Annotated in this window: 22 protein-coding genes and 1 pseudogene; all 23 read left to right on the forward strand. The window is 41.4% G+C overall.

The genetic code is table 11. The annotated features are described in order from the left end of the window. Positions 1-227: 227 nt before the first annotated feature. The 23 genes and pseudogenes from ACQYAD_RS13695 (at position 228) to mazG (ending at position 24,814) form a co-directional block, all read left to right on the forward strand. Entirely contained in the window at positions 228-1,433 is a 1,206-nt protein-coding gene (locus ACQYAD_RS13695) for a ubiquitin-like domain-containing protein (RefSeq protein ID WP_430239010.1), read from the forward strand. Positions 1,434-1,488: 55 nt separating this feature from the next. Beyond that, positions 1,489-2,016 carry an IS630 family transposase gene (locus tag ACQYAD_RS13700; protein ID WP_430239012.1) on the forward strand — a complete coding sequence of 176 codons (528 nt, stop codon included), beginning with the start codon at positions 1,489-1,491 and terminating at the stop codon, positions 2,014-2,016. 315 nt (positions 2,017-2,331) lie between these two features. After that, positions 2,332-3,783: a transposase gene (locus ACQYAD_RS13705; protein WP_430235218.1), complete on the forward strand. Its 1,452-nt coding sequence runs from the start codon at positions 2,332-2,334 to the stop codon at positions 3,781-3,783. A gap of 197 nt (positions 3,784-3,980) precedes the next feature. Next, a pseudogene (locus ACQYAD_RS13710) lies at positions 3,981-4,481 on the forward strand (IS630 family transposase); the annotation flags it as partial. 282 nt (positions 4,482-4,763) lie between these two features. Continuing rightward, a protein-coding gene (locus ACQYAD_RS13715; RefSeq protein WP_430235185.1) for an IS630 family transposase occupies positions 4,764-5,790 on the forward strand; the annotation gives its coding sequence in 2 pieces (ribosomal slippage) (positions 4,764-5,236 and positions 5,235-5,790; 1,029 coding nt in all). Between the two features lie 388 nt (positions 5,791-6,178). Further along, positions 6,179-6,745, forward strand: coding sequence for a ribonuclease M5 (gene rnmV, locus ACQYAD_RS13720; RefSeq protein WP_430239013.1), 567 nt, complete (start codon positions 6,179-6,181; stop codon positions 6,743-6,745). Continuing rightward, the gene (rsmA, locus tag ACQYAD_RS13725) at positions 6,738-7,616 is read left to right on the forward strand and encodes a 16S rRNA (adenine(1518)-N(6)/adenine(1519)-N(6))-dimethyltransferase RsmA (RefSeq protein ID WP_430239016.1); all 879 of its coding nucleotides are present in this window, start codon (positions 6,738-6,740) and stop codon (positions 7,614-7,616) included. The genes rnmV and rsmA overlap by 8 nt, the downstream gene beginning before the upstream one ends. A 119-nt stretch (positions 7,617-7,735) precedes the next feature. Beyond that, positions 7,736-8,599, forward strand: a complete 864-nt coding sequence (yabG, locus tag ACQYAD_RS13730; protein WP_430239397.1) for a sporulation peptidase YabG — start codon at positions 7,736-7,738, stop codon at positions 8,597-8,599. 276 nt (positions 8,600-8,875) lie between these two features. Then, positions 8,876-9,139: a biofilm formation stimulator Veg gene (veg, locus tag ACQYAD_RS13735; RefSeq protein WP_430239018.1), complete on the forward strand. Its 264-nt coding sequence runs from the start codon at positions 8,876-8,878 to the stop codon at positions 9,137-9,139. Between the two features lie 161 nt (positions 9,140-9,300). Continuing rightward, complete coding sequence (locus ACQYAD_RS13740) at positions 9,301-9,477, forward strand: small, acid-soluble spore protein, alpha/beta type (protein WP_430239020.1); 177 nt, start codon at positions 9,301-9,303, stop codon at positions 9,475-9,477. Positions 9,478-9,869: 392 nt separating this feature from the next. Continuing rightward, positions 9,870-10,739 carry a 4-(cytidine 5'-diphospho)-2-C-methyl-D-erythritol kinase gene (gene ispE / locus ACQYAD_RS13745; protein WP_430239022.1) on the forward strand — a complete coding sequence of 290 codons (870 nt, stop codon included), beginning with the start codon at positions 9,870-9,872 and terminating at the stop codon, positions 10,737-10,739. 56 nt (positions 10,740-10,795) lie between these two features. Continuing rightward, entirely contained in the window at positions 10,796-11,641 is an 846-nt protein-coding gene (gene purR, locus ACQYAD_RS13750) for a pur operon repressor (RefSeq protein ID WP_430239025.1), read from the forward strand. Then, complete coding sequence (locus tag ACQYAD_RS13755; protein ID WP_430239028.1) at positions 11,638-12,015, forward strand: RidA family protein; 378 nt, start codon at positions 11,638-11,640, stop codon at positions 12,013-12,015. The genes purR and ACQYAD_RS13755 overlap by 4 nt, the downstream gene beginning before the upstream one ends. A 168-nt stretch (positions 12,016-12,183) precedes the next feature. After that, entirely contained in the window at positions 12,184-12,474 is a 291-nt protein-coding gene (spoVG, locus tag ACQYAD_RS13760) for a septation regulator SpoVG (RefSeq protein WP_141434178.1), read from the forward strand. 199 nt (positions 12,475-12,673) lie between these two features. Further along, complete coding sequence (gene glmU / locus ACQYAD_RS13765; protein ID WP_430239031.1) at positions 12,674-14,047, forward strand: bifunctional UDP-N-acetylglucosamine diphosphorylase/glucosamine-1-phosphate N-acetyltransferase GlmU; 1,374 nt, start codon at positions 12,674-12,676, stop codon at positions 14,045-14,047. Positions 14,048-14,110: 63 nt separating this feature from the next. Further along, complete coding sequence (locus tag ACQYAD_RS13770; RefSeq protein WP_430239034.1) at positions 14,111-15,067, forward strand: ribose-phosphate diphosphokinase; 957 nt, start codon at positions 14,111-14,113, stop codon at positions 15,065-15,067. 77 nt (positions 15,068-15,144) lie between these two features. Then, the gene (locus ACQYAD_RS13775; RefSeq protein ID WP_430239037.1) at positions 15,145-15,777 is read left to right on the forward strand and encodes a 50S ribosomal protein L25/general stress protein Ctc; all 633 of its coding nucleotides are present in this window, start codon (positions 15,145-15,147) and stop codon (positions 15,775-15,777) included. Between the two features lie 126 nt (positions 15,778-15,903). Continuing rightward, positions 15,904-16,464 (forward strand): aminoacyl-tRNA hydrolase, encoded by a 561-nt coding sequence (pth, locus tag ACQYAD_RS13780; protein WP_430239399.1) that lies wholly within the window; start codon positions 15,904-15,906, stop codon positions 16,462-16,464. A gap of 101 nt (positions 16,465-16,565) precedes the next feature. Further along, positions 16,566-16,796, forward strand: coding sequence for an anti-sigma-F factor Fin family protein (locus ACQYAD_RS13785; RefSeq protein ID WP_430239040.1), 231 nt, complete (start codon positions 16,566-16,568; stop codon positions 16,794-16,796). Between the two features lie 105 nt (positions 16,797-16,901). Then, positions 16,902-20,450 carry a transcription-repair coupling factor gene (gene mfd, locus ACQYAD_RS13790; protein WP_430239043.1) on the forward strand — a complete coding sequence of 1,183 codons (3,549 nt, stop codon included), beginning with the start codon at positions 16,902-16,904 and terminating at the stop codon, positions 20,448-20,450. A gap of 292 nt (positions 20,451-20,742) precedes the next feature. Then, entirely contained in the window at positions 20,743-21,279 is a 537-nt protein-coding gene (gene spoVT / locus ACQYAD_RS13795; RefSeq protein WP_430239046.1) for a stage V sporulation protein T, read from the forward strand. A 432-nt stretch (positions 21,280-21,711) separates the two neighbouring features. Beyond that, the gene (locus ACQYAD_RS13800; protein WP_430239049.1) at positions 21,712-23,358 is read left to right on the forward strand and encodes a putative polysaccharide biosynthesis protein; all 1,647 of its coding nucleotides are present in this window, start codon (positions 21,712-21,714) and stop codon (positions 23,356-23,358) included. Then, positions 23,342-24,814, forward strand: coding sequence for a nucleoside triphosphate pyrophosphohydrolase (gene mazG / locus ACQYAD_RS13805; protein WP_430239052.1), 1,473 nt, complete (start codon positions 23,342-23,344; stop codon positions 24,812-24,814). Before ACQYAD_RS13800 ends, mazG begins: the two co-directional genes overlap by 17 nt. Positions 24,815-24,821 lie beyond the last annotated feature (7 nt).

The following is a 24,821-nucleotide window of genomic DNA, read 5'->3' on the forward strand; positions in this document are numbered from 1 at the left end:
TGTCGAAAGGAAGGGAAGATTGTCCTAATTTTTTCTTATACCAAAAAGTTCTACATGTCTCCTTTTCCTCATAGGATAACCATGTCGATAAGTTTTTCTTTGCAATTGATCCAACATTCGGCATAATTAGTAATACGTTCTGGTAAAACGCAAAGGTTGACAGTCGGCGAGGTAGTTCTTTATAATCACTCCAAGAAAAGGAGGCGTTTTTCATCGTATTCAAAAACATGAAAAACCTGTTTCCGAAATCTTTGAGTGGAAAAACATTGACGATTCTTTTTGCTAGTTTCCTAGTTTTTGCAGCAACTCTTGGGATTCTTTTTTTTGAAGGTTCGAAAAAGACAGTTGCTCTTACGTTAAATGGCGAAAAGAAAACAGTCAAAACACATGCGGATACGATTCAACAATTACTTGAGGAACTGCATGTGCCGATCCGCTCAAAGGATTACGTGTTTCCCAGGCCCAACACAAAGCTGAAAAATCATCAAACCATTGTCTGGAAACAAGCGAAACAGGTTGAAATTGTCAAAGACAACGAGGATAAAACGGTTTGGACAACAGCTGCCACTGTTGCTGAGCTCCTCAAAGCGCAAAAGATTGTTTTAACTGACCATGATCAAATCTCGCCCGAACCGAAAAAGGCAATCAAAAATAAGATGAAGATTTCCATCAAACAAGCAAACCGTCTTACTCTAGTTGATGGCGGAAAGCAACATCAAGTTTGGTCCACTTCGACTACGGTCGCTGACTTTTTAACACAACAAGGCATAAAACTAAACGACTTAGACCGAGTTGAACCGTCATTAAATGAGACAGTAAAGGATAATGGTGTGGTAAACATCATTCGCGTCGAAAAAGTCACCGATGTAGTGGAAGAACCTTTGCAATTTGCTGTCGTCACTCAGAAAGATACAAATTTGGAAAAAGGCAAGCAGCAAGTAGTTGCGGAAGGCCAGCCAGGTCTTGCATCCAAAAAATATGAAGTGACATTGGAGAACGGCAAAGAAATTTCAAGGAAATTGATTAGCCAAGAAACGGTCAAGAATAAACAAGATAAAGTCGTGGCAGTTGGAACAAAGGATTTAGCTTATCAAGTATCTCGTGGAGAAGTAAGCGGCGGGAAAGAGCTATATGTAAATACAACCGCATATACTGCAGACTGCAATGGATGTTCAGGGAACACATCAACCGGCATTAATCTCCGCGCCAACCCGAACGCAAAAGTAATCGCTGTCGACCCATCTGTTATCCCGCTAGGAACGAAGGTGTATGTAGAGGGTTACGGCTATGCGATCGCTGCCGATACCGGCGGCAGGATTAAAGGATATAAAATAGACGTCTTTTTTTCATCGAAGGCCGATGCCTATCGTTGGGGAGCGAGAAAAGTAAAAATAAAAATTTTAAACTATATAAATGGAATTAAAGGATTTTAAGAAAATTTGTCCAATTCTTATAGGTAAATAAAACCTTTAGGAAGGCGGACACATAATGAAAATCCTTCAAAATGAAAACATGGATTCAATTCAGGAAGTTAAAGCTTGTATGCATGGTTTAAGGGATCTACGGATGTTTAAACGTTATCAGGCTATCCTCATGCATTTAAAAGGACGGACTTATGTAGAAATCGCTGACCTTTTAGAATGTACGGAGCAAACTATATATAACTATGTTCGAGCCTATAAAACTAACGGTTTGGAGGGATTAGTTCCCGGACAATCTCCCGGACGCCCTTGTCAACTAACAGAGGAACAAGAAAAGGAACTCTATCAGTTAATTGTTGAAAAAAAGCCAGCTGCTGTTGGATTTCCCGCAGAAATGAATTGGACTTCATTTCTTGTTCGCGATTGGATTAAGCAAACATTTGACATTGTTTATACGGACCGGGGTGTAAGGAGATTGTTGACTCGTTTGGGATTTAGTTACACAAAACCAACGTATACCCTAGCAAAGGCTGACCCCGAGAAACAGGAAGCGTTCAAACAAGAATTTGAAACGATTAAAAAAAATGATGAATGACGAAATTGATCGAATTCTGTTTCAGAGCCACAGGACAAAAATCCTGAACCCTTGATAGTATTGACTTTATTTGATTATTAATTGAAAAAGTGTTTCCACGGTCACTGCGTGGAACGAATGCCTTTCGAGTTGTCAAATCTCACTTTAGACGAAATAGGACCAAATTCGGTCGTTTTATAATTTTTTTACCCTAATTTTTTACAGGGGTTTAATGGAAGATAGAAACTTTGCCTATTTAGACAAAAAGAAAAGCCATAATGAATCTCCTTTGGTAAAATAGAAGTACCAACACAACCATTACGAAAGGAATTCATTATGACTGATTCTATTATACCAAAATCATATTCAAATGTAATCTACCTTCAACCCTCATTTTCATTTGCGCAAGACAACTTCTCCTCTTTGCGCCACCTTCCTTATGTAAAATTGGCGCTTGATTTCCCTTGGGAAGAGGTTTTCGCTCCCATTGAACAAGAGTACATTAATGCAAGGTTTCAGCGAAATTGGGACAAGAGGAATCAAAGGAATTCTGATGAATCTCAAGTCGAATTATTTCCACATTTGCCAAGGGACGTGAGTGCGAAGCCAAAAAAATCGTCTAGAGGACGAGAGGGAATTGACTTTTATGTACTGTTAAAATCGTTTCTCTTAGCCCCACTTCTTTATGTGGAAGTCATGGTCACAAGTGTTCATTTCCAAGTGGTGGGGAACTCTGATTTTCGAATGGTTTGCGGTTTTACCAGCACTCCGTGCCTTAGGACCTTTGAACGTTTTGATCAGATTATGATCGAAAACGGATTATGGGAAAAGGCTCGTCAGCTTATGGTGAATTTCAACATCCAACAAGGAATTATAGAGAAAGAAGAACAATTGGCCGTCGATACTACACATGTCGAAGCCGAAGCCACTTTAAATGCAGTTCGCAAATGTGGCCATTCTGAACCATGCGATTGTCCGAAAATCCCTACGGATGACAATGTTGGACTTATGAGAAAAAGCAATACTGTTTCTTACATAGCCCATAAAGTAGCGCTTGTATGCGGTGTTAAATCGGAACTCCCATTATCTAGATGTGTTTTTAAAGGTGGAGAAAGTGATGCCATAACTCTCGAACCGACTTTGGAAAAGGTAAAGCAAGATCTTCCTGAAAAATTTCTGGAAAACGTGCAATACGTAAGCGCAGATGGAATCTATCAAAGTAAAGATAATCAACAATATGCAAAAAACATTCTTCAGACCAAACTATTGGCTCCGATTAATCCACGAAAAATCAAGGATCAAGAACTGGATGCCCGTGGAATGGCAAAACTCGATAAGTATGGTGTTCCACATTGTATTAGTGGACATAAGTTAAAATTGAAAGGGCTGGATGAAACAAAAAAGCAATACGTTTGGACATGTCCCGTATTTGATCCAAAGTATAAACAAGAAGGGCTCACTTGTTCGGAAGCCTGCCATATTCAATGTTGTAGCGGAGCCCAAACAGGCAGAACAATTCGGATTCAACAATCGCAAACGCCGCAAATAGATCCGGAATTTCCGCAACATCTTCAATCATTTAAAACAAAATTTTCGGAAAGAACGGCCATCGAGCGAGTTAACGCACAAGCCAAAGAAGGACTTAGCTTACGTAGAGTCCACAAACGGGGACGTGTAGCAGTAGAGGCCCATGTAGATCGATGCATCATAACCTCACACGTCTTGGCTTATATGTCCGTTCAAGAAACTGGACAGCTCTATCGAGGGTGGACAAAACTATCCGCATAGAAATTTTTAATAACGTAACTACCAGTTATTGTAAGTGCGAAAACTGATGACGGGATAAGTATGCCCTTTTTTAGGTTCCATTTACAAAAAAGATAAATAAGAAGTCGAGAAACTAAGAAAAATCATCTAAGGCCTTCTCCTCCATCCCAAAAATTTCAAGTTGCTTTATCCCAATTTTAATTTAGTCCTGTTGCTCTCAAGATGAATCCATGATCAGGGACTACCAAGCTTTAGCCAATACATGGTTTCCTAAAGGGCAACAAAAAGTGATACCTACTTATGGAAAACATCACGGGGTTAAATTAATTGGTACCCTCGATTACGAAACAGGCGAAGTGTTTGTCACAGAAGAAGAACACTATGATGCTCAAGTTTTCCTATCTTTTCTTGAAAAAGTTGTAGTCAGATACAAGGGTGAGAAGATTGTAATGATACTGGATAATGCTAGAATCCACCACTCGAAACTGATTCAACCTTTTCTCGAAGCCCATAAAGATCATCTGCAACTTGTTTTTCTCCCACCATACAGCCCAGAGTTAAACCTAATTGAAGGACTGTGGGGATGGTTAAAAAAATCAATTATTTATAATGTTTTTTATAAAACGGTAGAAGAAATTAGAGTGGCTGTCCAGACATTCATTACACAAATCAATAAAGACCCTATGAAAATCGTTAATCGTCTATGTCTTAAGCTTTAACTATTGACTCAATTACACCTTTAGCCAGATTGCCAGGATCGGATTGAGCAATAAATAGCCTAAAACGATATTCGACAAACTCCGATGATTGCAGGTATATTGTGCTTAAATTTTGTAGAATATTGTCATTAATCTAGGAAATCGTTACAGAACCAAATTGTTTAGTTCCATATATATATATAAATGGAATTAAAGGATTTTAAGAAAATTTGTCCAATTCTTATAGGTAAATAAAACCTTTAGGAAGGCGGACACATAATGAAAATCCTTCAAAATGAAAACATGGATTCAATTCAGGAAGTTAAAGCTTGTATGCATGGTTTAAGGGATCTACGGATGTTTAAACGTTATCAGGCTATCCTCATGCATTTAAAAGGACGGACTTATGTAGAAATCGCTGACCTTTTAGAATGTACGGAGCAAACTATATATAACTATGTTCGAGCCTATAAAACTAACGGTTTGGAGGGATTAGTTCCCGGACAATCTCCCGGACGCCCTTGTCAACTAACAGAGGAACAAGAAAAGGAACTCTATCAGTTAATTGTTGAAAAAAAGCCAGCTGCTGTTGGATTTCCCGCAGAAATGAATTGGACTTCATTTCTTGTTCGCGATTGGATTAAGCAAACATTTGACATTGTTTATACGGACCGGGGTGTAAGGAGATTGTTGACTCGTTTGGGATTTAGTTACACAAAACCAACGTATACCCTAGCAAAGGCTGACCCCGAGAAACAGGAAGCGTTCAAACAAGAATTTGAAACGATTAAAAAAAATGATGAATGACGAAATTGATCGAATTCTGTTTCAAGATGAATCCATGATCAGGGACTACCAAGCTTTAGCCAATACATGGTTTCCTAAAGGGCAACAAAAAGTGATACCTACTTATGGAAAACATCACGGGGTTAAATTAATTGGTACCCTCGATTACGAAACAGGCGAAGTGTTTGTCACAGAAGAAGAACACTATGATGCTCAAGTTTTCCTATCTTTTCTTGAAAAAGTTGTAGTCAGATACAAGGGTGAGAAGATTGTAATGATACTGGATAATGCTAGAATCCACCACTCGAAACTGATTCAACCTTTTCTCGAAGCCCATAAAGATCATCTGCAACTTGTTTTTCTCCCACCATACAGCCCAGAGTTAAACCTAATTGAAGGACTGTGGGGATGGTTAAAAAAATCAATTATTTATAATGTTTTTTATAAAACGGTAGAAGAAATTAGAGTGGCTGTCCAGACATTCATTACACAAATCAATAAAGACCCTATGAAAATCGTTAATCGTCTATGTCTTAAGCTTTAACTATTGACTCAATTACACCTTTAGCCAGATTGCCAGGATCGGATTGAGCAATAAATAGCCTAAAACGATATTCGACAAACTCCGATGATTGCAGGTATATTGTGCTTAAATTTTGTAGAATATTGTCATTAATCTAGGAAATCGTTACAGAACCAAATTGTTTAGTTCCATATATATAGTGTCTTAATGCAGAGGATTCCTCTGCATTTTGCTTTTTAGGCAAAATTCATTATACTAACAACTGAAGATGCCTTGCTTTATACTTTATTTGTATGAACAGTTACGTCTATATAGACGTAGAACATTACAAAAATGTTTCAAGTTTTTTTCAATTATTTTAAAAAGATTTCTTTACAGATAGATGAAGTCGTTTTGGATGGGGGAAGGTATGAAAATTAAAGAATTCATTGTCGTAGAAGGAAAAGATGATACAACTGCGATTAAACGAGCCGTCGATGCTGATACCATTGAAACAAATGGTTCTGCTCTTAACATTGAAACCATTGAAAAAATTAAACGAGCCCAGCAAACGAGGGGCGTGATTATTTTTACAGACCCTGATTTTCCGGGGGAGAAAATTCGCAAGACCATTTCCCGCCATGTGGCCGGCTGCAAACATGCATTCCTTGCGAAAGAACAAGCAATCAGCAAATCCGGCAAAGGGCTGGGTGTGGAACATGCGTCCCCTGAAGCGATCAGGAATGCATTGCAAGATGCGCAATTGATGCACGAACCGATGAACGAAGAGATTAGCCAGGAAGATTTAATCACGGCTGGTCTTATAGGCGGTGAAGGGGCCAAGGACCGGAGAATTAAGCTCGGGAAAATATTAAAAATTGGTTATACAAATGGCAAGCAGCTTCACAAACGGCTGATGATGTTCCGGATTAGCCCGGAGGAATTTGTAGCGGCGCTGAATGTGATACGGCAGGAGGAAGAACAACGAAATGAATAAAGACATTGCTACACCGATTCGAACGCGGGGGATACTTGAAAAGTACGGCTTTTCTTTCAAAAAGAGCCTCGGACAAAATTTTTTAATCGACACGAACATTTTAAAAAAAATTGTCGAATTTGCCGGGCTGACGGCAGAAACGGGCGCAATTGAAATCGGGCCGGGTATTGGAGCGCTAACAGAGCAGTTAGCGAGAAGCAGCAAGAAGGTGGTTGCTTTTGAAATTGATCAGAGGCTGCTCCCGATTCTTGCAGAAACGCTTTCTCCTTATGAAAATGTGAAAATTATACATCAGGATGTTCTAAAAGCCGATGTCAACAAAGTAATTGCCGAGGAATTCGACGGGCTTTCCGATTTGATGGTTGTTGCGAACCTCCCATATTATGTAACAACGCCGATCATTATGCGGCTTCTTGAAGAGCAACTGCCGATTCGAGGCATCGTCGTCATGCTGCAAAAGGAAGTAGCCGATCGCATTTCGGCAAAACCAGGGACAAAAGAGTACGGCTCGCTTTCGATTGCAATCCAATATTATACAGAGGCGGAAATGGTGATGGTTGTTCCAAAAACCGTGTTTGTTCCCCAGCCAAATGTGGACTCGGCTGTTATTCGCCTAACAAAGCGGCAAGCGCCTCGTGTAGTAGTCAAAGACGAACCGTTCTTTTTTCAGATCACAAAAGCAAGTTTTGCGCAAAGAAGAAAAACGCTTGTGAATAATCTGACAAGCCAGCTTCCGGATGGGAAGTTAAAGAAAAATGAAATTTTGCAAGCATTGAATGTAGCTGGTATTGATCCGTCCAGACGGGGCGAAACGCTCTCCCTTGAGGAATTTGCCCGCCTGAGCGATGAATTATACCCTTATTTTTCATAGACCCTTATTACGGGTCTTTTTTTCACATCTCTGCCAATTTTGCATAGCCTATGAGAGAAAAACCTTATTTACGAGGCCTTGCGGGTCAAATTGGAGTGACGGCAGTGGATTTGAAATTGATGGATATTGTTGCTAGACGATCACATAACTATGATATCCTTTTTCGAGTGATTGATATTCGTGAAACAGATGGCCAAAAAACAGCCATTCTTTATGGTGAAGATATTCGTCTCGTCGCTGATGCTCCCTGTACCGACTTGGTTGTTATGAACCAAAACGAGCGGAACAAACTTTCCCAGGAATACCGTTCTCTTGAGGAACAATCGTTTCGTCTGTTTTCTCAAGATGTCGAATTGCTTAGACAAAGGCAAGAATACAGTGCAACAAGCGGTTATACAAAAACAACAAATTTCTTCCAAATTCCTGGGAAAGTATTGCATATGGATGGAGATCCGGAATATTTAAAGAAATGTTTAAATTTGTACGAAAAGATCGGTGTTCCGGTGTTTGGGATCCATTGCAATGAAAAAGAAATGCCGCAAAGAATCGGCCCCCTGCTAGATTATTACCGACCCGATATATTGGTCATCACGGGGCATGATGCATACTCAAAGGCAAAAGGAAACATAAATGACATTAATGCGTATCGTCATTCGAAGCACTTTGTACAGACAGTCAATGAGGCAAGGAAGAAAGTACCTCACCTAGACCAGCTTGTTATTTTTGCAGGAGCCTGTCAATCGCATTTCGAGTCGTTGATTCATGCGGGAGCCAATTTTGCAAGTTCTCCATCAAGAATCAATATCCATGCCTTGGATCCGGTTTATATCGTGGCTAAAATCAGCTTTACGCCATTTATGGAACGGGTCAATGTATGGGACGTTTTGCGGAATACATTAACAGGAGAAAAAGGACTGGGCGGTATTGAAACAAGAGGTGTACTGAGAACCGGGATGCCTTACCGGCCTATAATTGAAGAGTAATGATGATGGATTTGTGCAGGGGAAATTGCGGACTTAGGCAAGGAGTCGAACCTAATGATAACATGGCTGAAGGTAAGCGATGCAGCAGCATCGTATTTTTTTTGAAAAAAAACACACATATTCTCCTCGTTTAATGGCAATCTAAAGGTGTTGAAATTTACAAGAAAATGTAGATCAAAAAATATTGACAATTATTTTAGAGGACTGTTATAATTTATGTTTTTATTTGACAGAATTGTGTCAGCGTGTTATACTTTACATAGTGAGGTGGATCAAATGCCAAAAACCTTAGCAGATATCAAACAAGCTCTGGACTCGAATTTAGGGAAAAGATTGTTGCTGAAAGCAAATGGCGGACGAAGAAAAACAATTGAGCGTTCCGGTGTCCTAGCTGAAACGTATCCGTCTGTTTTTGTGATTGAATTGGATCAGGATGAAAATGCATTTGAGCGTGTTTCTTACAGCTATGCCGATGTGTTAACAGAAACGGTTCAAATTACCTTCTACGAAGATACAACAGGACATGTAGCACTTAGCTGAATAGTACCTTTTTGCTTGGCAGCAGACTTTTTTTATGTTTGCTGCTTTTTGCTTGCGCTTTTTCACCCTTCTTCAAAAGAAAGGGAAAATATAACAGGTGATGAAACAGTCGTTCCATCAAATACTAAAAATGCCGCGAGTGATGAAAGGGGTTGTTTAGAGTGGGTAGAAGAAGAGGAGTTATGTCCGAGCGTTTTAAAGAGGAACTTGCAAAGGAGCTTGGCTTTTATGATGTCGTCAAACAGGAAGGCTGGGGCGGCATCCGGGCGCGGGACGCAGGAAACATGGTCAAGCGGGCAATTGAACTGGCAGAGCAGCAATTGCTGAACAAACACTAACCGATTCCAGCGCAGTGAAGAATTCCACACTTCTTGAAATTTAAACAAACAAACAGTCACCGCGGCAAAAGGTCAGGGAAACAATCCCTGACCTTTTTCTTTTTGGGAGTACGGGGAAGGCGAGTGCCCGGAGTGGAAATCAAAAATAAACTAACTTCGATTAGAGTTAAAGATAAGTAAAAGGTAATTTGAGCATATATAGATGAATTCTCTTGTATGTACGGCAATTTTAAATGGGTAAAATAAATATTTTGAACAGTGGGACGTCTTACATTTCGCTTTTTGTGGTAAAATAGGACAAAATGTGGAGCGAAGAAAGAAACACCCATAAAAAGAGTGTATATATGGATAAGATCTAAATTCTGATTAGCCAACAAAGTAGGTGGACTTGAGTGAAGCTTTTAGTAAAAGCACCCGCGAAAATTAATCTTTCATTAGATGTATTACATAAACGGCCGGACGGTTATCATGAAGTCGAAATGATCATGACAACGATCGATTTGGCTGATCGGATTGAACTAACATTGCTCAACGAAGACAAAATCAACATCCTTACACATAATCGTTTTGTCCCTGATGACCAGCGCAATCTTGCTTTTCAGGCAGCAAAGCTGTTAAAAGAACGCTTTGCCATTAAGGAGGGCGTTACGATTGCCATTGAAAAAAACATTCCAGTTGCAGCAGGGCTTGCCGGAGGGTCGAGTGATGCAGCGGCAACGTTAAGAGGATTAAACAAGCTGTGGAATCTTGGTTTATCGCTTGATCAGCTGGCTGAATTGGGTGCTGAGATTGGTTCAGATGTGTCGTTTTGTGTATATGGCGGTACGGCGCTCGCAAAGGGACGGGGAGAATTGATCACGGAAATCCCTGCACCCCCGACATGCTGGGTGATTCTGGCCAAGCCCTTTATCGGCGTTTCAACAGCAGAAGTATACCGGCGGCTTGATTTGAAAAATGTGCACCATCCAAACATCGGTAAAATGATCGAAGCACTTCAAACGAAAGACTACGATAAGGTGTGTGGACAAGTGGGGAATGTGCTAGAGGAGGTCACGCTTCATCTCTATCCGGAAGTGGCACAAATTAAAGAGCAAATGAAGCGTTTTGGGGCAGATGCCGTTTTAATGAGCGGTAGCGGTCCAACAGTATTTGGACTTGTTCAGCATGATTCAAGAATGCACCGGATCTATAATGGCCTGCGGGGATTTTGTGATCAAGTGTTTGCTGTTCGTCTGCTCGGAGAACGGTTTCCAATTGATTAAATACGTATAATAGTGATATATTACTATTAAAACATTCGGATTTTCGGAGGTAGACCATGAAGTTTCGCCGCAGTGAGCGCTTAATTGATATGACCAATTATTTATTGGAACATCCTCATCAGCTTGTTCCACTAACGTTTTTTGCAGATCGCTACTCATCGGCCAAATCGTCGATCAGTGAGGATTTGGCCATTGTAAAGGAGACGTTTGAACAGCGGGGGATTGGAACACTTCAAACCGTACCGGGAGCTGCAGGCGGTGTCCGCTTTTTTGTAAAGGTGAGCGAGGAAGAATCGAAACCGTTTGTCGAAAAACTATGCGGCATGATTGCAGAGCCTGATCGGCTGCTGCCTGGAGGCTATTTGTATTTAACAGATATTCTAGGCGATCCGGCTATTGTTCAAAAAGCAGGAAAAATTATTGCCTCAGCCTATGCAGATTCCAACATCGATGTTGTTGTAACGGTTGCCACAAAAGGAATTCCACTTGCCTATGCTGTAGCAAGTCAGCTGAATGCCCCGGTGGTCATTGTTCGGCGGGATAGCAAGGTGACAGAAGGGCCGACTGTTAGCATTAATTATGTTTCCGGATCGACGAAGAGGATTCAAACAATGGTTTTGGCAAAAAGGAGCCTTGCAGAAGGAGCAAAAGTGCTGATTGTTGACGACTTTATGAAGGCGGGCGGTACAGTGATGGGCATGATGAATTTGCTCGAAGAATTTAAGGCCGAGGTAGCGGGCATCGCCGTCCTGGTGGAGGCGGAAAAAATTAAAGAGCGGTTAGTGGATGAATATTTGTCGCTTGTACGGCTTTCAGATGTCGATGTCAAAGAAAAGAGAATTAGTGTGCACGAAGGTAATTTTTTTCAAAAAATAAATGAAGTTAGGAGTGTTCTGAAATGAAAGCAGTTCAAACAAATTTAGCGCCAGCTGCAATTGGTCCATACTCTCAAGGAATTGTCGTTAACAACCTTTTTTACAGCTCCGGGCAAATTCCGTTAAAACCGGATGGCACGATGGTGACCGGCGATATTAAGCAGCAGACGAGACAGGTGTTCGAAAATTTGCAGGCTGTTTTGGATGCGGCTGGTGCATCGCTTGATACGGTGATCAAGGCGACTGTATTTGTGAAAAGTATGGATGATTTTGCAGCGGTAAACGAGGTATACGGAGAGTACTTTTCGACTCATAAACCAGCACGCTCTTTAGTGGAGGTTGCACGGCTGCCGAAGGATGCTCTGATTGAGATTGAAGTGGTTGCCCTCGTTAAAGGATGAGAGTGAGGAAAAAATTCTCCTGTTTTGGCGCTGGTTCGGTTTATTTTCAAAAAGTTCATTAATTCGCCTAATTTTTCTAAAAAAATTAAAAAAAATAGAAGGAAAACGGTTACGAATGTTGAATTAATTAAACTAGGTTTCTATCTATTGAGAAAAGGGTGTGAACACATGGAAGTAACTGACGTAAGATTACGGCGCGTTAATACGGATGGACGCATGAGAGCAATTGCTTCGATCACTTTGGACAACGAATTTGTTGTGCATGATATTCGTGTGATTGATGGAAACAATGGCCTATTCGTAGCAATGCCTAGTAAACGTACACCAGACGGAGAATTTCGAGATATTGCGCATCCGATTAATTCAGGAACACGCAGCAAAATCCAGGAAGCTGTTTTGGCTGAATACCATCGCCTAGGCGAGTTAGAGGTTGAATTCGAAGAAGCCGGAGCTTCCTAATCATATTGTCCACATCAAGAGCCTACTCAAAAAGTGGGGCTCTTTTTTCTTCTATTTTTCTCTCCAATCGCCGCCCGTATTTTCTCCAACATTCTACTTTGTATGACAAATATCGGCACTTGCTGATCAATTGTTGAAAAGATACGTCAATTGAGATAATATTTTTAATGGATAAAAAGGTTAAATTGGAGGCTAGTTCATGTCTAAACGTTATGCCATAATTTTAGCTGCAGGGCAGGGAACGCGAATGAAGTCAAAGCTTTACAAAGTACTTCACTCTGTTTGCGGCAAGCCAATGGTTCAGCATGTTGTGGATCAAGTTTCAAAGCTTACTATACAGGAAATTGTAACAATTATTGGTCATGGTGCGGAAAAGGTGCAATTGCAGCTTGGGACGAGCAGTCAGTATGCGCTCCAGGAAGAACAGCTCGGAACGGCTCATGCGGTGATGCAGGCTGAGGGAATTCTCGCAGGAAAAGAGGGAGTGACAATCGTTGTTTGCGGCGATACGCCGCTGATTAAAGCGGAAACGATGGAAGCCCTATTTGCACAGCATGAGAAGCAGAAGGCAAAAGCAACGATTTTAACGGCAAAAATTGACAGCCCTGCTGGTTATGGACGGATTGTCCGTAACGGTGACGGCCTTGTTGAAAAAATTGTCGAACATAAGGATGCCAGCGATGAAGAGCGGAAAATAAACGAAATCAATACGGGCACGTACTGTTTTGACAATCAGGCTTTGTTTGCGGCCTTAAAAAGTGTATCGAATGAAAATGCTCAAGGGGAATACTATTTACCGGATGTCATTGAAATCATAAAGAAACAAGGGGAAATCGTAACGGCCTATCAAACGGATGATTTTGAAGAAACCATCGGTGTAAATGACCGAATTGCCCTTTCGGAAGCGGAAACCATTATGCGCAAGCGGATTAATCAAAATCATATGCGCAATGGGGTCACGATTGTCGATCCTACAAGCACCTATATTGAGGCAGATGTTCAAATTGGCCAGGATACGATTCTTCTTCCGGGAACCATGATTAAAGGAAATACAGTGATCGGTACGGATTGCCAAATTGGACCAAACTCGGAAATTGAGGATTGCGTAGTAGGCGATAACACGGTGATTCGTCAATCGGTTGCTGTGAAAAGTTCCATTGGCTCAAAAGTCAATATTGGACCGTTTGCCCATATTCGTCCGCAATCGGCCATTGAGGACGAAGTCAAAATCGGCAATTTTGTTGAAATTAAAAAAACGGTATTTGGAAAGGGCAGCAAGGCATCCCATTTAAGTTATATTGGAGATGCTGAAGTTGGGCGCGATGTCAACATCGGCTGCGGTTCGATTACGGTTAATTATGATGGAAAAAATAAGTTCCTGACAAAGATAGAGGATGAAGTATTTATTGGCTGCAACTCAAATCTTGTTGCACCGGTTACAATCGGAAAAGGGGCATACGTTGCTGCAGGATCGACCATTACAAAGGATGTGCCTGGGGAGGCATTATCGATTGCGCGCGCACGCCAAGAAAATAAAGAGAACTATGTGCATAAACTTCATTTAAAGAAGTAAATCGCAGGACAACAACAGTTTGCTGTCTGTCATTGCTACACCACAATCATACTGGAGGGCATTATGTCGAATCAATATTTAGATCCAAACTTAAAGGTTTTTAGCCTCAATTCCAACCATTCCTTGGCTGAAGAAATTGCCAGGGTGATTGGAGTAGAACTGGGAAAATGTTCGGTTACACGCTTTAGCGATGGGGAAATCCAGATTAATATCGAAGAAAGCATCCGGGGTTGTGATGTTTTTGTGATCCAATCAACAAGCGCACCTGTAAACGAAAACATTATGGAACTCTTGATTATGATCGATGCGTTAAAACGCGCGTCAGCGAAAACGATTAATATTGTGATGCCGTATTACGGCTATGCCCGCCAAGACCGCAAAGCCCGTGCGCGTGAACCGATTACAGCAAAATTGGTTGCCAATCTGCTGGAAACTGCCGGAACAACTCGTGTCATTACGCTTGATCTGCACGCACCGCAAATCCAAGGATTTTTTGATATACCGACAGATCAATTAATGGGTGTGCCGATTTTAGCAGAATACTTTAAAAATAAAAAGTTTGATGGCGATATCGTTGTTGTTTCGCCTGACCATGGCGGCGTAACAAGGGCGCGTAAAATGGCAGAGCGCTTAAAAGCGCCGATTGCCATTATTGATAAACGCCGCCCAAGACCGAATGTTGCAGAGGTTATGAATATTGTTGGGAATATTGAAGGGAAAGTCGCAATCCTGATTGATGACATTATTGACACAGCAGGCACGATTACTCTTGCTGCCAATGCCTTAGTTGAAAATGGCGCTGCTGAAGTGTACGCTTGCTGTACACACCCGGTTTTATCCGGCCCTGCTTTGGAGCGGATTCAAAATTCAAAAATAAAAGAACTGGTGATCACAAACTCGATTCAATTGCCTGAAGAAAAACGGATCGATAAAATTGTGAATCTCTCGGTAGCACCGTTAATTGGAGAAGCAATTATTCGCGTACACGAAGAACAGTCTGTAAGCACCTTGTTTGATTAAACTTTCATGTTTAGATCTTCTTGTTTTAGGGCATTTTATATAGATAGTAATGACCTAAAAGGGAAGGTGGCAATTTTATGATTTCTACTATACAAGCGATTGAACGAAAAGATTTTAAAAAATCAGCATTAAAATCGATTCGGCGAAATGGGAATATCCCGGCAGTCGTCTACGGTGCTAAAATAGGAAACAAACCCGTGTATGTAAGCTCGGCTGACTTGACAAAAACGATTCGGGCGGTAGGACGTAATGGTGTGTTCTCTCTAAACGTGGGGAACAGCACCCATGATGTTGTCTTAACAGATTATCAAGAAGACATCAAGAAAGAAATCATTCATGTTGATTTCCTTGCTGTTGATAAATCTTCGAAAATAAATGTGAATGTTCGGCTGGTGCTTGTTGGAGAAGCAGCAGGTGTAAAAGACGGCGGCGTGTTGCAGCAGCCGTTGCATGAAGTTTCGATTACCGCAACACCTGATCAAATTCCACAGCAAATTGAGGTTGATGTAACACCGCTTCAAGTAGGCGAGACAATTACAATTGCGGATATAAAAATCGGCAGCTCTTACTCGATTCATCATGATGATGATGAAGTAATTGCATCGATTCTTCCGCCAAAACAGGAAGAAGAAATCAATTCGGGTGAACAGCAGGCTGCGGGTCATCCGGAAAATGAAGAAGGAAGAGAAACTGAACCGATTGGCGAATAACGTAAAACTTCAATTAGCGGGGGATTTTTCCGTTAATTGTCAGTTGAATCAATCGGTGGATACAATAAAGACGTAGCCTTTCTTGGAGGTTACGTCTTTTGTAGTTACGATGATGGGGTGAAACGCTTGAAACTGATTGTAGGTCTGGGGAATCCGGGAAGAGAATATGCGAAAACACGGCATAATATTGGGTTTGAAGTCATCGACGAATTATCAGCGCGGTGGTCAATTCCGCTTGATCAAGCCAAATTGAAAGGTTTGTATGGCATCGGGTTTGTAAACGGAAAAAAGGTTTTATTATTAAAGCCGCTAACCTACATGAATCTGTCTGGAGAATCAATCAGGGCGGTAATGGACTATTATGAAATTGATCAAGAAGATTTACTCGTCATTTATGATGACCTGGATTTGCCGGTTGGTAAAATCCGGCTGCGCCAAAAGGGAAGTGCTGGCGGACATAATGGTATTAAATCAACGATTGCCCATCTCGGTGCACAGCAGTTTAATCGAATTAGGATTGGGATTGACCGTCCGATAAATGGAATGAGAGTCCCGGATTATGTCCTTGGCCGTTTTCGTAACGAAGAGCTAATCGATATTTTGCCGGCAGTCAAAAGGAGTGCCGATGCTTGCGAAGCATGGATCGACAAGCCATTTCTTCAAGTAATGAATGAGTTTAATCAATAACCTTTTTGAAAATAGAAATCGATTGTGATGACAGCCACTGAATATTTTTCCTGAAACCGTTTATACTAAAAGTATTCGAGTTCGCACAGGGAGGAATCAATGTGGCAATTCATTATCATTGCCGCCATTGCGGTACAAAATTGGGTTCTGTAGATAAAATCTCTATTCACAGCGAATCCCTAGGACTTCATAAACTAACAGAACAGGAAAGAAACGAAATGGTAACGTACGGCCAAGATGGAGATATCCATATTTCTTCGATTTGCGAGGACTGCCAGGAGGCATTAGAGCGGAATCCAGAATACCATCAAATGGATTATCTTATACAGTAACAAGCTTTGGAATCAATCCAAAGCGTTTTTCTGTTTTAATTACGAAGGAAGAGTATTTTTTTGAATAGGGAGACATAGACCAATGAATTTTAGCGGAGAGAGAGGATGCAGTTGAAAGCTTTAACATCTTTATTTACACAGCAAGACGACTTTCAATCGATTGTGACCGGTGTTTCTGAAGGGTTAAAAGAGCAGCTGATTGCTGGATTGTCCGGATCAGCGCGGACCGTGCTGATAGCATCTTTAGCCGAAAGAATGGATAAGCCGATTCTGCTTATAACCCATAATTTATTACAAGCACAAAAGCTATATGATGATCTTGTCAATCTAGTAGATGAGGATGAGGTATTTCTCTATCCGGCAAATGAATTGATTGCAGCGGAAATGAGCGTTGCCAGCCCCGAACTGCGTGCCCAGCGGATCGAGGCATTAAATCATTGGTGCAAAAAAACGAGCGGGATTGTGATTGCACCGATTGCTGGCTTACGAAAAGTGATCCCGCCAAAAGCAGTATGGCAGCACTATCAGCTTACATTAAAAGTTGGAAATGACCTTAATGTAGAAGAACTGCTCCGTACATTAGTTGAAATGGGCTATGTAAGAACTGAAATGGTTGCAACTCCCGGAGAATTTAGTGTTCGCGGAGGAATAATCGATATTTATCCGATTACGGAAACGGATCCAATAAGAATTGAATTGTTTGACACTGAAATCGACTCCATTCGTTCCTTTTCTCTCGATAATCAACGGTCGAAAGAAAAGCTGTCAGAAATCTCGATTGGACCCGCCTCGGAAGTTTTGCTGAATGAACAAGAGTTGCATCTTCTTGCCAAGAAACTGCAAGCTGGATTGGCAGCCAGTCTAAAAAAGATCAATAATGAAAAGGCGAAAATCCAACTTTCGCAAAATATCAGCAGTGAAATTGAACAACTAAAGAATGGACAAAAGCCTGAGCAAATCTTTAAATATTTGGGAATGGTCTATGAGTCATCTCATAGTTTACTAGATTATTTGCCGAAAAATGGCTTGATTGTTGTCGATGAAATAAGCAGGGTTCAGGAAATGAGCGATTCTCTCGATAAGGAGGAAGCGGAGTGGTACACATCCCTTCTCAGTGAAGGGAAAATCATCCATGATTTGAAGATTTCCCACGAGCTGTACAGCTTGATCCATCGGAATCCTTATCCTGTTCTTTATTTGTCTTTATTCCTTCGTCACGTTGCAAACACAAATCCGCAAAATATTATCAATATGTCCTGCAAACAAATGCAAAACTTTCATGGCCAAATGCATCTGTTAAAAGCGGAAGTGGAGCGTTGGAAAAAAGGCCATTATATGATTTTGTTTTTAGGTGCCGACGAAGAGCGCGTGAAAAAACTGGAGCGCGTTTTGGAAGACTATGATATTGAAGCAGTCCCGCTCCATTCTGATGGCACTACGCTTCAGCAGGGAATTGTACAAATTTTACAAGGAACTTTGCATACCGGTTTTGAATTGGCGATTCAAAAAGTGGCAATCATTACGGAAGAAGAGTTGTTTAATAAGCGCGTTAAAAAAAGCAGTCCACGCCAGAAACTGTCAAATGCTGAGAGAATCAAAAGTTACTCGGAATTGCGGATTGGCGATTACGTTGTGCATGTGAACCATGGAATCGGAAAGTATTTGGGGATTGAAACCCTTGAAATTAACGGGATTCATAAAGATTATCTTCATATTCGATATCAAGGGTCCGACAAATTGTATGTACCGGTTGAACAAATTGATCTTGTGCAAAAATATGTAGGATCAGAAGGAAAAGAGCCGAAGATTTACAAGCTTGGCGGCACCGACTGGAAGCGGGTTAAGAAAAAGGTACAATCCTCTGTTCAAGATATTGCTGATGATTTGATTAAACTATACGCAGAGCGCGAGGCCGCGGTAGGTTATGCTTTTTCTCCGGACGGTGATTTGCAGCGGGAATTTGATACATCCTTTCCGTATCAGGAGACAGAGGACCAGCTTCGCTCTATTCAAGAAATTAAGCGGGATATGGAGAGGCCGCGGCCAATGGATCGCTTGTTGTGCGGCGACGTTGGCTATGGCAAAACAGAAGTGGCAATTCGTGCGGCCTTTAAGGCTGTTGCGGATGGAAAGCAAGTAGCCATTCTTGTTCCGACAACGATTTTGGCTCAGCAGCACTATGAAACGTTGAGGGAGCGTTTTCAAGATTATCCCGTTACAATCGGCCTGCTTAGCCGCTTTCGGACAAAAAAGCAACAAACGGAAACCATTAAAGGTCTAAAAGCTGGAACCGTTGATATTGTGGTCGGCACCCATCGGCTTCTTTCAAAGGATATCGTTTATCATGACCTCGGCTTGCTGATTATCGATGAAGAGCAGCGTTTTGGTGTAACCCATAAGGAAAAAATTAAAAAGCTGAAAACCAATGTTGATGTACTGACATTGACTGCAACGCCAATCCCAAGGACACTGCACATGTCGATGCTAGGAGTGCGGGATTTATCCGTTATTGAAACGCCGCCGGAAAACCGCTTTCCTGTACAGACGTATGTGATGGAGTACAGTGGCGGGCTTGTAAGGGAGGCAATTGAACGGGAGCTTGCACGCGATGGCCAAGTTTACTTTTTATATAATAGAGTTGAAGATATTGAGCGAAAAGCAGAGGAAATTTCCATGCTTGTTCCCGATGCAAGGGTAACGTTTGCCCATGGGAAAATGACAGAAAATGAATTAGAGTCGGCCATGTTGAGTTTCCTTGCCGGAGAATATGATGTGCTTGTCAGCACAACGATTATTGAAACCGGTGTCGATATTCCGAATGTAAATACTTTAATTGTGTATGATGCCGATAAAATGGGCTTATCGCAACTTTACCAGCTTCGCGGTCGTGTGGGGCGGTCAAATCGGGTTGCCTATGCCTATTTCACCTATCGGAAAGACAAAGTATTAACGGAAGTGGCTGAAAAGCGTTTGCAAGCGATAAAAGAATTTACTGAATTGGGATCAGGTTTTAAAATTGCGATGCGGGATTTATCCATTCGCGGTGCTGGAAACTTGCTGGGAGCCCAACAGCATGGCTTTATTGATTCCGTAGGCTTTGATCTATACTCGCAAATGTTAAAAGAAGCAATTGAAGAAAGAAAGACGGATTTGAAAGTCGAAGTGAAGCCATCTGTTGAAATTGATTTAGAAATTGACGCCTATATCCCTGATAGCTATATCAAAGACGGTCACCAAAAAATCGAGATGTACAAACGATTCAGAGGTGTTGAGAATTTGGAAGAGCTCGAGGAACTTCAAGAAGAGATGCTCGACCGATTTGGCGACTATCCAGATGAGGTGGCCTATTTATTCCAAATTGCAGAAATGAAGGTTTATGCTAATGCTTCAGGGGTGGAATTGGTAAAACAAAATAAGCAGGAAGTGACAATCCTGTTGAATGAGCAGGCGAGCAGTTTGATCGATGGCCAGCTTCTCTTTAAAGTTAGCAATCAGTTTGGAAGAATGGTCAGCCTCGGCATGGATGGGAAGAAACTAAAAATTGTTCTTCATATCAAAGGAACGGAAATAAGCAAGTGGCTACATGTTGCTTTTGAAATGATCAAAGGATTGCAAACAGCCAGAAAAACGCTTAGCGACTCAATGAAACCATAAAAGGCGCCGCTTTTAAAGATGATTTTGAACGAAAACTTTCAAAACGGGTTTAGCCAAGAAATTTCGGGGTAATGATACAGTGTTGTTCCCTTTGGTATTTTTCTCCTCAAATGGAACGATTGTTAATCAAGAGAAAAATATAACGAATACGCATAGAACTTTCCATATGAAAGATACTAAGGTCAACATTGGTGATGTTTACTAGAACTTTCCTTAAAATTCCACGTAGCTTAGGAAAGATAAGCATTGCCAAAGTGATTAAAATCATCAGATGAAAGGTAGGCAACGTTGAATGAAAGCAACTGGTATTGTTCGTCGAATCGATGATTTAGGTCGTGTAGTCATTCCGAAAGAGATCCGCAGAACCTTAAGAATCCGCGAAGGGGATCCACTTGAAATTTTCGTAGACCGTGATGGTGAAGTCATTTTAAAAAAATATTCGCCTATTAGTGAATTAAGCGATTTTGCAAAAGAATATGCAGAAGCCCTTTATGATAGCCTTGGGAATCCTGTGCTGATTTGTGACCGGGATGCGTACATCGCAGTAGCCGGCAGCTCCAAAAAAGATTATTTAAATAAAAATATTAGCGACATTGTCGAAAAAGCAATGGAAGATCGGAATTCTGTGTTACTGAATCAGCAGGAAAATGTCGCATTGGCAGATGGAAGCGAGGAAACCCTTAGTGCCTATACGATCGGGCCAATCATTGCGAATGGCGACCCAATTGGTGCGGTGATCATTTTTTCCAAAGACTCAAGCCTTGGGGAAGTTGAACAAAAAGCCGTTGAAACCGCAGCCGGATTCTTGGCAAGACAAATGGAACAATAGCTTCACACTGATGGGTTATGGCAAGAAACCATCAGTCCACTTATACCTTATCCTAATCGAAAAAGACAGCGTAACGCTGTCTTTTCTTTTGGCTAATCAGAATTTAGAGTTGACCCTTTTTTGTGAAAATGACGCCTTTATAGTTAAGTACATTTCTTTTAACCGATTCTCAGGTTTTTCAGCGCAATACTGTCGTTAGAGGCTTCCCTAATGCCCCAATTCTCCAATTTTTCAGTGTAAAACGGTCACTAGTAACTCCTCTAATGCCCGATTCTTCTATTATTCGTGGTAAAACGGTCACTAGGAGTTTCCCTAATGCCCAATTCTCGAATTTTTTAGAAAGGAGTATTCGTATTGCGGCTATGGTATAATACTGTCGAATTGGTATGTTGACGGCACCATTGCGGTGCTGTTCGTCGGAAGGAGATTGAGATGAAGCCCGTTCGGCAATCAAGAAATTTATTTAAAGGGGCATTTATTTTAACCATTGCAGCACTGATTACAAAACTATTAAGTGCCATTTATCGTATACCGTTTCAAAATATTGTTGGTGACGTTGGTTTCTATATCTACCAGCAAGCCTATCCGTTTTACGCAATCGCTGTTGCACTGGCAACAACGGGCTTTCCAGTCGTTATCTCCAAACTATATGCTGAAGCTGAAGCACGGCGGGAAAATGAAGGCGAAGAGCGGCTGTTCGTGATCTCATTTTTATTTTTGCAGTTTTTGGGAGTTGTTTGTTTCGTTATTCTGTTCGCCGGAGCGGGTAAAATTGCCGGATGGATGCACGATTCAGAGCTTGCAGTCCTTTTAAAAGTCATTTCATTTATCTTTTTGCTTTTTCCGCCGATTTCGTTATTAAGGGGATATTTCCTTGGAAGAGGATGGATGTTTCCGACAGCTGCCTCGCAAGTCAGCGAACAAACAATACGGGTACTCACCATTCTGATCCTATCATTTTATCTTACAAAGAAAGGGTACTCGCTTTATTTTGTTGGCGGCGCGGCGATGCTTGGCTCCATTATCGGCAGTATTTTTTCGTTCCTCGTTTTGCTTTTTTTCTTTACAGATAGAAAAAAATGGGCAAAAGCTCTCTTTAACAGACAGCCAATTCGTTTCATCGGCAAAGATTCCGGCTGGATTATAAAGGCACTTGTTTTTCAAGGATTGGCAATTTGCTTAAGCGGGATGCTGATGATTTTTCTGCAAATAGCAGATTCACTCAGTCTTTACTCGGAGCTTGTTTCAAGCGGCGTCGGAAAAGAAGCGGCAAAAAGCTTAAAAGGGATTTACGACCGGGGGCAGCCGCTGATTCAGCTCGGAACTGTTGCAGCAACATCCATGTCATTATCGCTCGTTCCTTTGATTGCAAGTGAGCGGCTAAAGAAAAAACCAGCTTTTTTGGAGCATACAATTCGATTAAGCATGCAAATTAGCCTTGTTTTGGGTGTTGGTGCATCGGCGGGGCTTTGGTCGATTATGGAACCGGCCAATACAATGCTGTTTGAAAATGACTTCGGTTCAGATGTCATGAGGGTTCTCGGCCTCGTGATTTTATTTAATTCCGGTATTTCCACGATGACAGCGATTATGCAGGGCATGGGATCCCTTTTGTTTCCGGCTGTCATGATTGTGTTAAGTTTCCCGCTGAAGTATTCTATGAATCTTTTTTTAATACCGGTATTCGGAACCATGGGAGCAGCACTTTCATCTGTTTTCACGCTTGCGATTATAAGTTTATTCTTAACGGTAAAATTAAAAAAGGAACTGCCCTTTTCCTTTTATACCGGGAAGTTTTGGGTTATAACGATCCTAGCGGCCCTTTCAATAATGGTTTTTTTAAAAGGTTATTTATGGATGATGTCGAATTGGATCATGGAGGGTGCCGGAGCAAACCGCATCGGTGCGGCCCTTTTGTCACTGAGTGCAGTCTTTCTTGGTGGCGCTGTTTTTTTAACGGTTGTATTACGAGGAAAAGTATTTTCAGAAGAGGATCTGTCGCTGTTTCCATTTGGTAGCAAATTGACGATCTTTTTGCCAAACCGGAATAGGAGTCGAAACAATGGAAAAGAAAATTGAAATTTTAGGTCTTGGGGCCGGGGATCTTGATCAGCTGCCTTTTGGGGTATATAAAAAACTGCTCAGCGCAAAGCATGTTTATTTGCGGACAAAAGAGCATCCCGTTGTTCCCCAGCTGGCAGAACAGGGACTCCGATTTTCTTCATTTGATGGAGTTTATGAAAAGCATCAGCAATTTGCCGATGTATATGATGAGATTGTTCACGTTTTATTGGATAAGGCTCAAACAGAACAAGTCATTTATTGCGTTCCCGGCCATCCGCTTGTGGCAGAGATGACCGTACAAATGTTAATCGAACAAGGGCCAGTCCAAGGCGTTACGATTGCAATTGGCGGTGGGCAAAGCTTTCTTGACGCGATTTTTCAAGCGTTAAAAATTGACCCGGTTGAGGGGTTTCAATTGCTAGATGGAACCAATTTACAAGCGGACGATGTGCAGCAGACACAGCATCTCTTCATTACCCAGGTTTACGACCAGTTTGTAGCATCTGAGGTAAAGTTAACATTAATGACTCGTTACCCGGATGATTATGAAGTTTGGATGGTTACGGCTGCAGGAAGCTCAGCTGAAGAGATAAAAAAATTTCCTCTATATGAGTTGGACCGCCAAGCCTTTATCAGCAATTTAACGTCCGTTTACGTTCCGCCAGTTACAGAGGAACAAATCCTGCTGAAAAATTTTGCAAACCTGCGGGAAATTATTGCCGTTTTAAGAGGACCTGAAGGCTGTCCATGGGATAAGGAACAAACACATGAATCATTGAAAAAATATTTAATTGAAGAAACATTTGAGGTCATTGAGGCGATTGATCGTGGTGATATTGATCATTTAGTTGAAGAGTTGGGTGATGTGCTACTTCAAGTGCTGTTGCATGCACAAATCGGCGAGGATGAAGGTTATTTTTCGATTGAGGATGTCATTGCCGGTCTCTCAGCGAAAATGATTCGCAGGCATCCGCATGTGTTTGGCAGTGTTCAAGCTGAGACGGCCGAACAGGTTGTGCAAAACTGGGAAGAGATTAAGCAGACGGAAAAGCAAACGGAAGAGCAATCATTGCTTGCCGGTGTTTCGTTATCACTTCCAAATTTAATGAGAGCCTACGAACTGCAAAAAAGGGCGGCAAAGGTTGGTTTTGACTGGAAGGAACTGAAACCTGCTTTTGAAAAGGTAAAGGAAGAGCTGAAAGAGTTTGAGGCAGAGCTAAACGATTTAAGAAATCCGACGCCGACAGTTGAGGCAACGAAAGAGTTTGGGGATTTATTGTTTGCTTTTGTTAATGTTGCGAGATTTTTAAACATACATCCCGAGGAAGCATTGTTTGCAACAAACGAAAAGTTTATTCGCCGTTTCCGGTATGTGGAAGAAATGGTGAAAGAAAGCGGCAGATCGTTCCAGGAGCACACGTTGGAAGAACTTGATCACTATTGGGACAAGGCAAAACAAAAAGGATTGTGAAAAGGAG

The sequence above is a fragment of the Neobacillus sp. SM06 genome (assembly GCF_050496765.1).
GTDB lineage: Bacteria > Bacillota > Bacilli > Bacillales > Cytobacillaceae > JAEVLT01.

Excerpts from the sequence above, each read along its gene's own strand:
- mazG (WP_430239052.1), top strand. The coding sequence starts at position 23,342 with ATGGAAAAGAAAATTGAAATTTTAGGTCTTGGGGCCGGGGATCTTGAT.
- ACQYAD_RS13770 (WP_430239034.1), top strand. The coding sequence starts at position 14,111 with ATGTCGAATCAATATTTAGATCCAAACTTAAAGGTTTTTAGCCTCAAT.
- ACQYAD_RS13700 (WP_430239012.1), top strand. The coding sequence starts at position 1,489 with ATGAAAATCCTTCAAAATGAAAACATGGATTCAATTCAGGAAGTTAAA.
- rsmA (WP_430239016.1), top strand. The coding sequence starts at position 6,738 with ATGAATAAAGACATTGCTACACCGATTCGAACGCGGGGGATACTTGAA.
- veg (WP_430239018.1), top strand. The coding sequence starts at position 8,876 with ATGCCAAAAACCTTAGCAGATATCAAACAAGCTCTGGACTCGAATTTA.
- spoVG (WP_141434178.1), top strand. The coding sequence starts at position 12,184 with ATGGAAGTAACTGACGTAAGATTACGGCGCGTTAATACGGATGGACGC.
- ACQYAD_RS13775 (WP_430239037.1), top strand. The coding sequence starts at position 15,145 with ATGATTTCTACTATACAAGCGATTGAACGAAAAGATTTTAAAAAATCA.
- rnmV (WP_430239013.1), top strand. The coding sequence starts at position 6,179 with ATGAAAATTAAAGAATTCATTGTCGTAGAAGGAAAAGATGATACAACT.
- yabG (WP_430239397.1), top strand. The coding sequence starts at position 7,736 with ATGGATATTGTTGCTAGACGATCACATAACTATGATATCCTTTTTCGA.
- purR (WP_430239025.1), top strand. The coding sequence starts at position 10,796 with ATGAAGTTTCGCCGCAGTGAGCGCTTAATTGATATGACCAATTATTTA.
- ACQYAD_RS13800 (WP_430239049.1), top strand. The coding sequence starts at position 21,712 with ATGAAGCCCGTTCGGCAATCAAGAAATTTATTTAAAGGGGCATTTATT.
- ACQYAD_RS13755 (WP_430239028.1), top strand. The coding sequence starts at position 11,638 with ATGAAAGCAGTTCAAACAAATTTAGCGCCAGCTGCAATTGGTCCATAC.
- ACQYAD_RS13705 (WP_430235218.1), top strand. The coding sequence starts at position 2,332 with ATGACTGATTCTATTATACCAAAATCATATTCAAATGTAATCTACCTT.
- glmU (WP_430239031.1), top strand. The coding sequence starts at position 12,674 with ATGTCTAAACGTTATGCCATAATTTTAGCTGCAGGGCAGGGAACGCGA.
- mfd (WP_430239043.1), top strand. The coding sequence starts at position 16,902 with ATGCAGTTGAAAGCTTTAACATCTTTATTTACACAGCAAGACGACTTT.
- spoVT (WP_430239046.1), top strand. The coding sequence starts at position 20,743 with ATGAAAGCAACTGGTATTGTTCGTCGAATCGATGATTTAGGTCGTGTA.
- ACQYAD_RS13695 (WP_430239010.1), top strand. The coding sequence starts at position 228 with ATGAAAAACCTGTTTCCGAAATCTTTGAGTGGAAAAACATTGACGATT.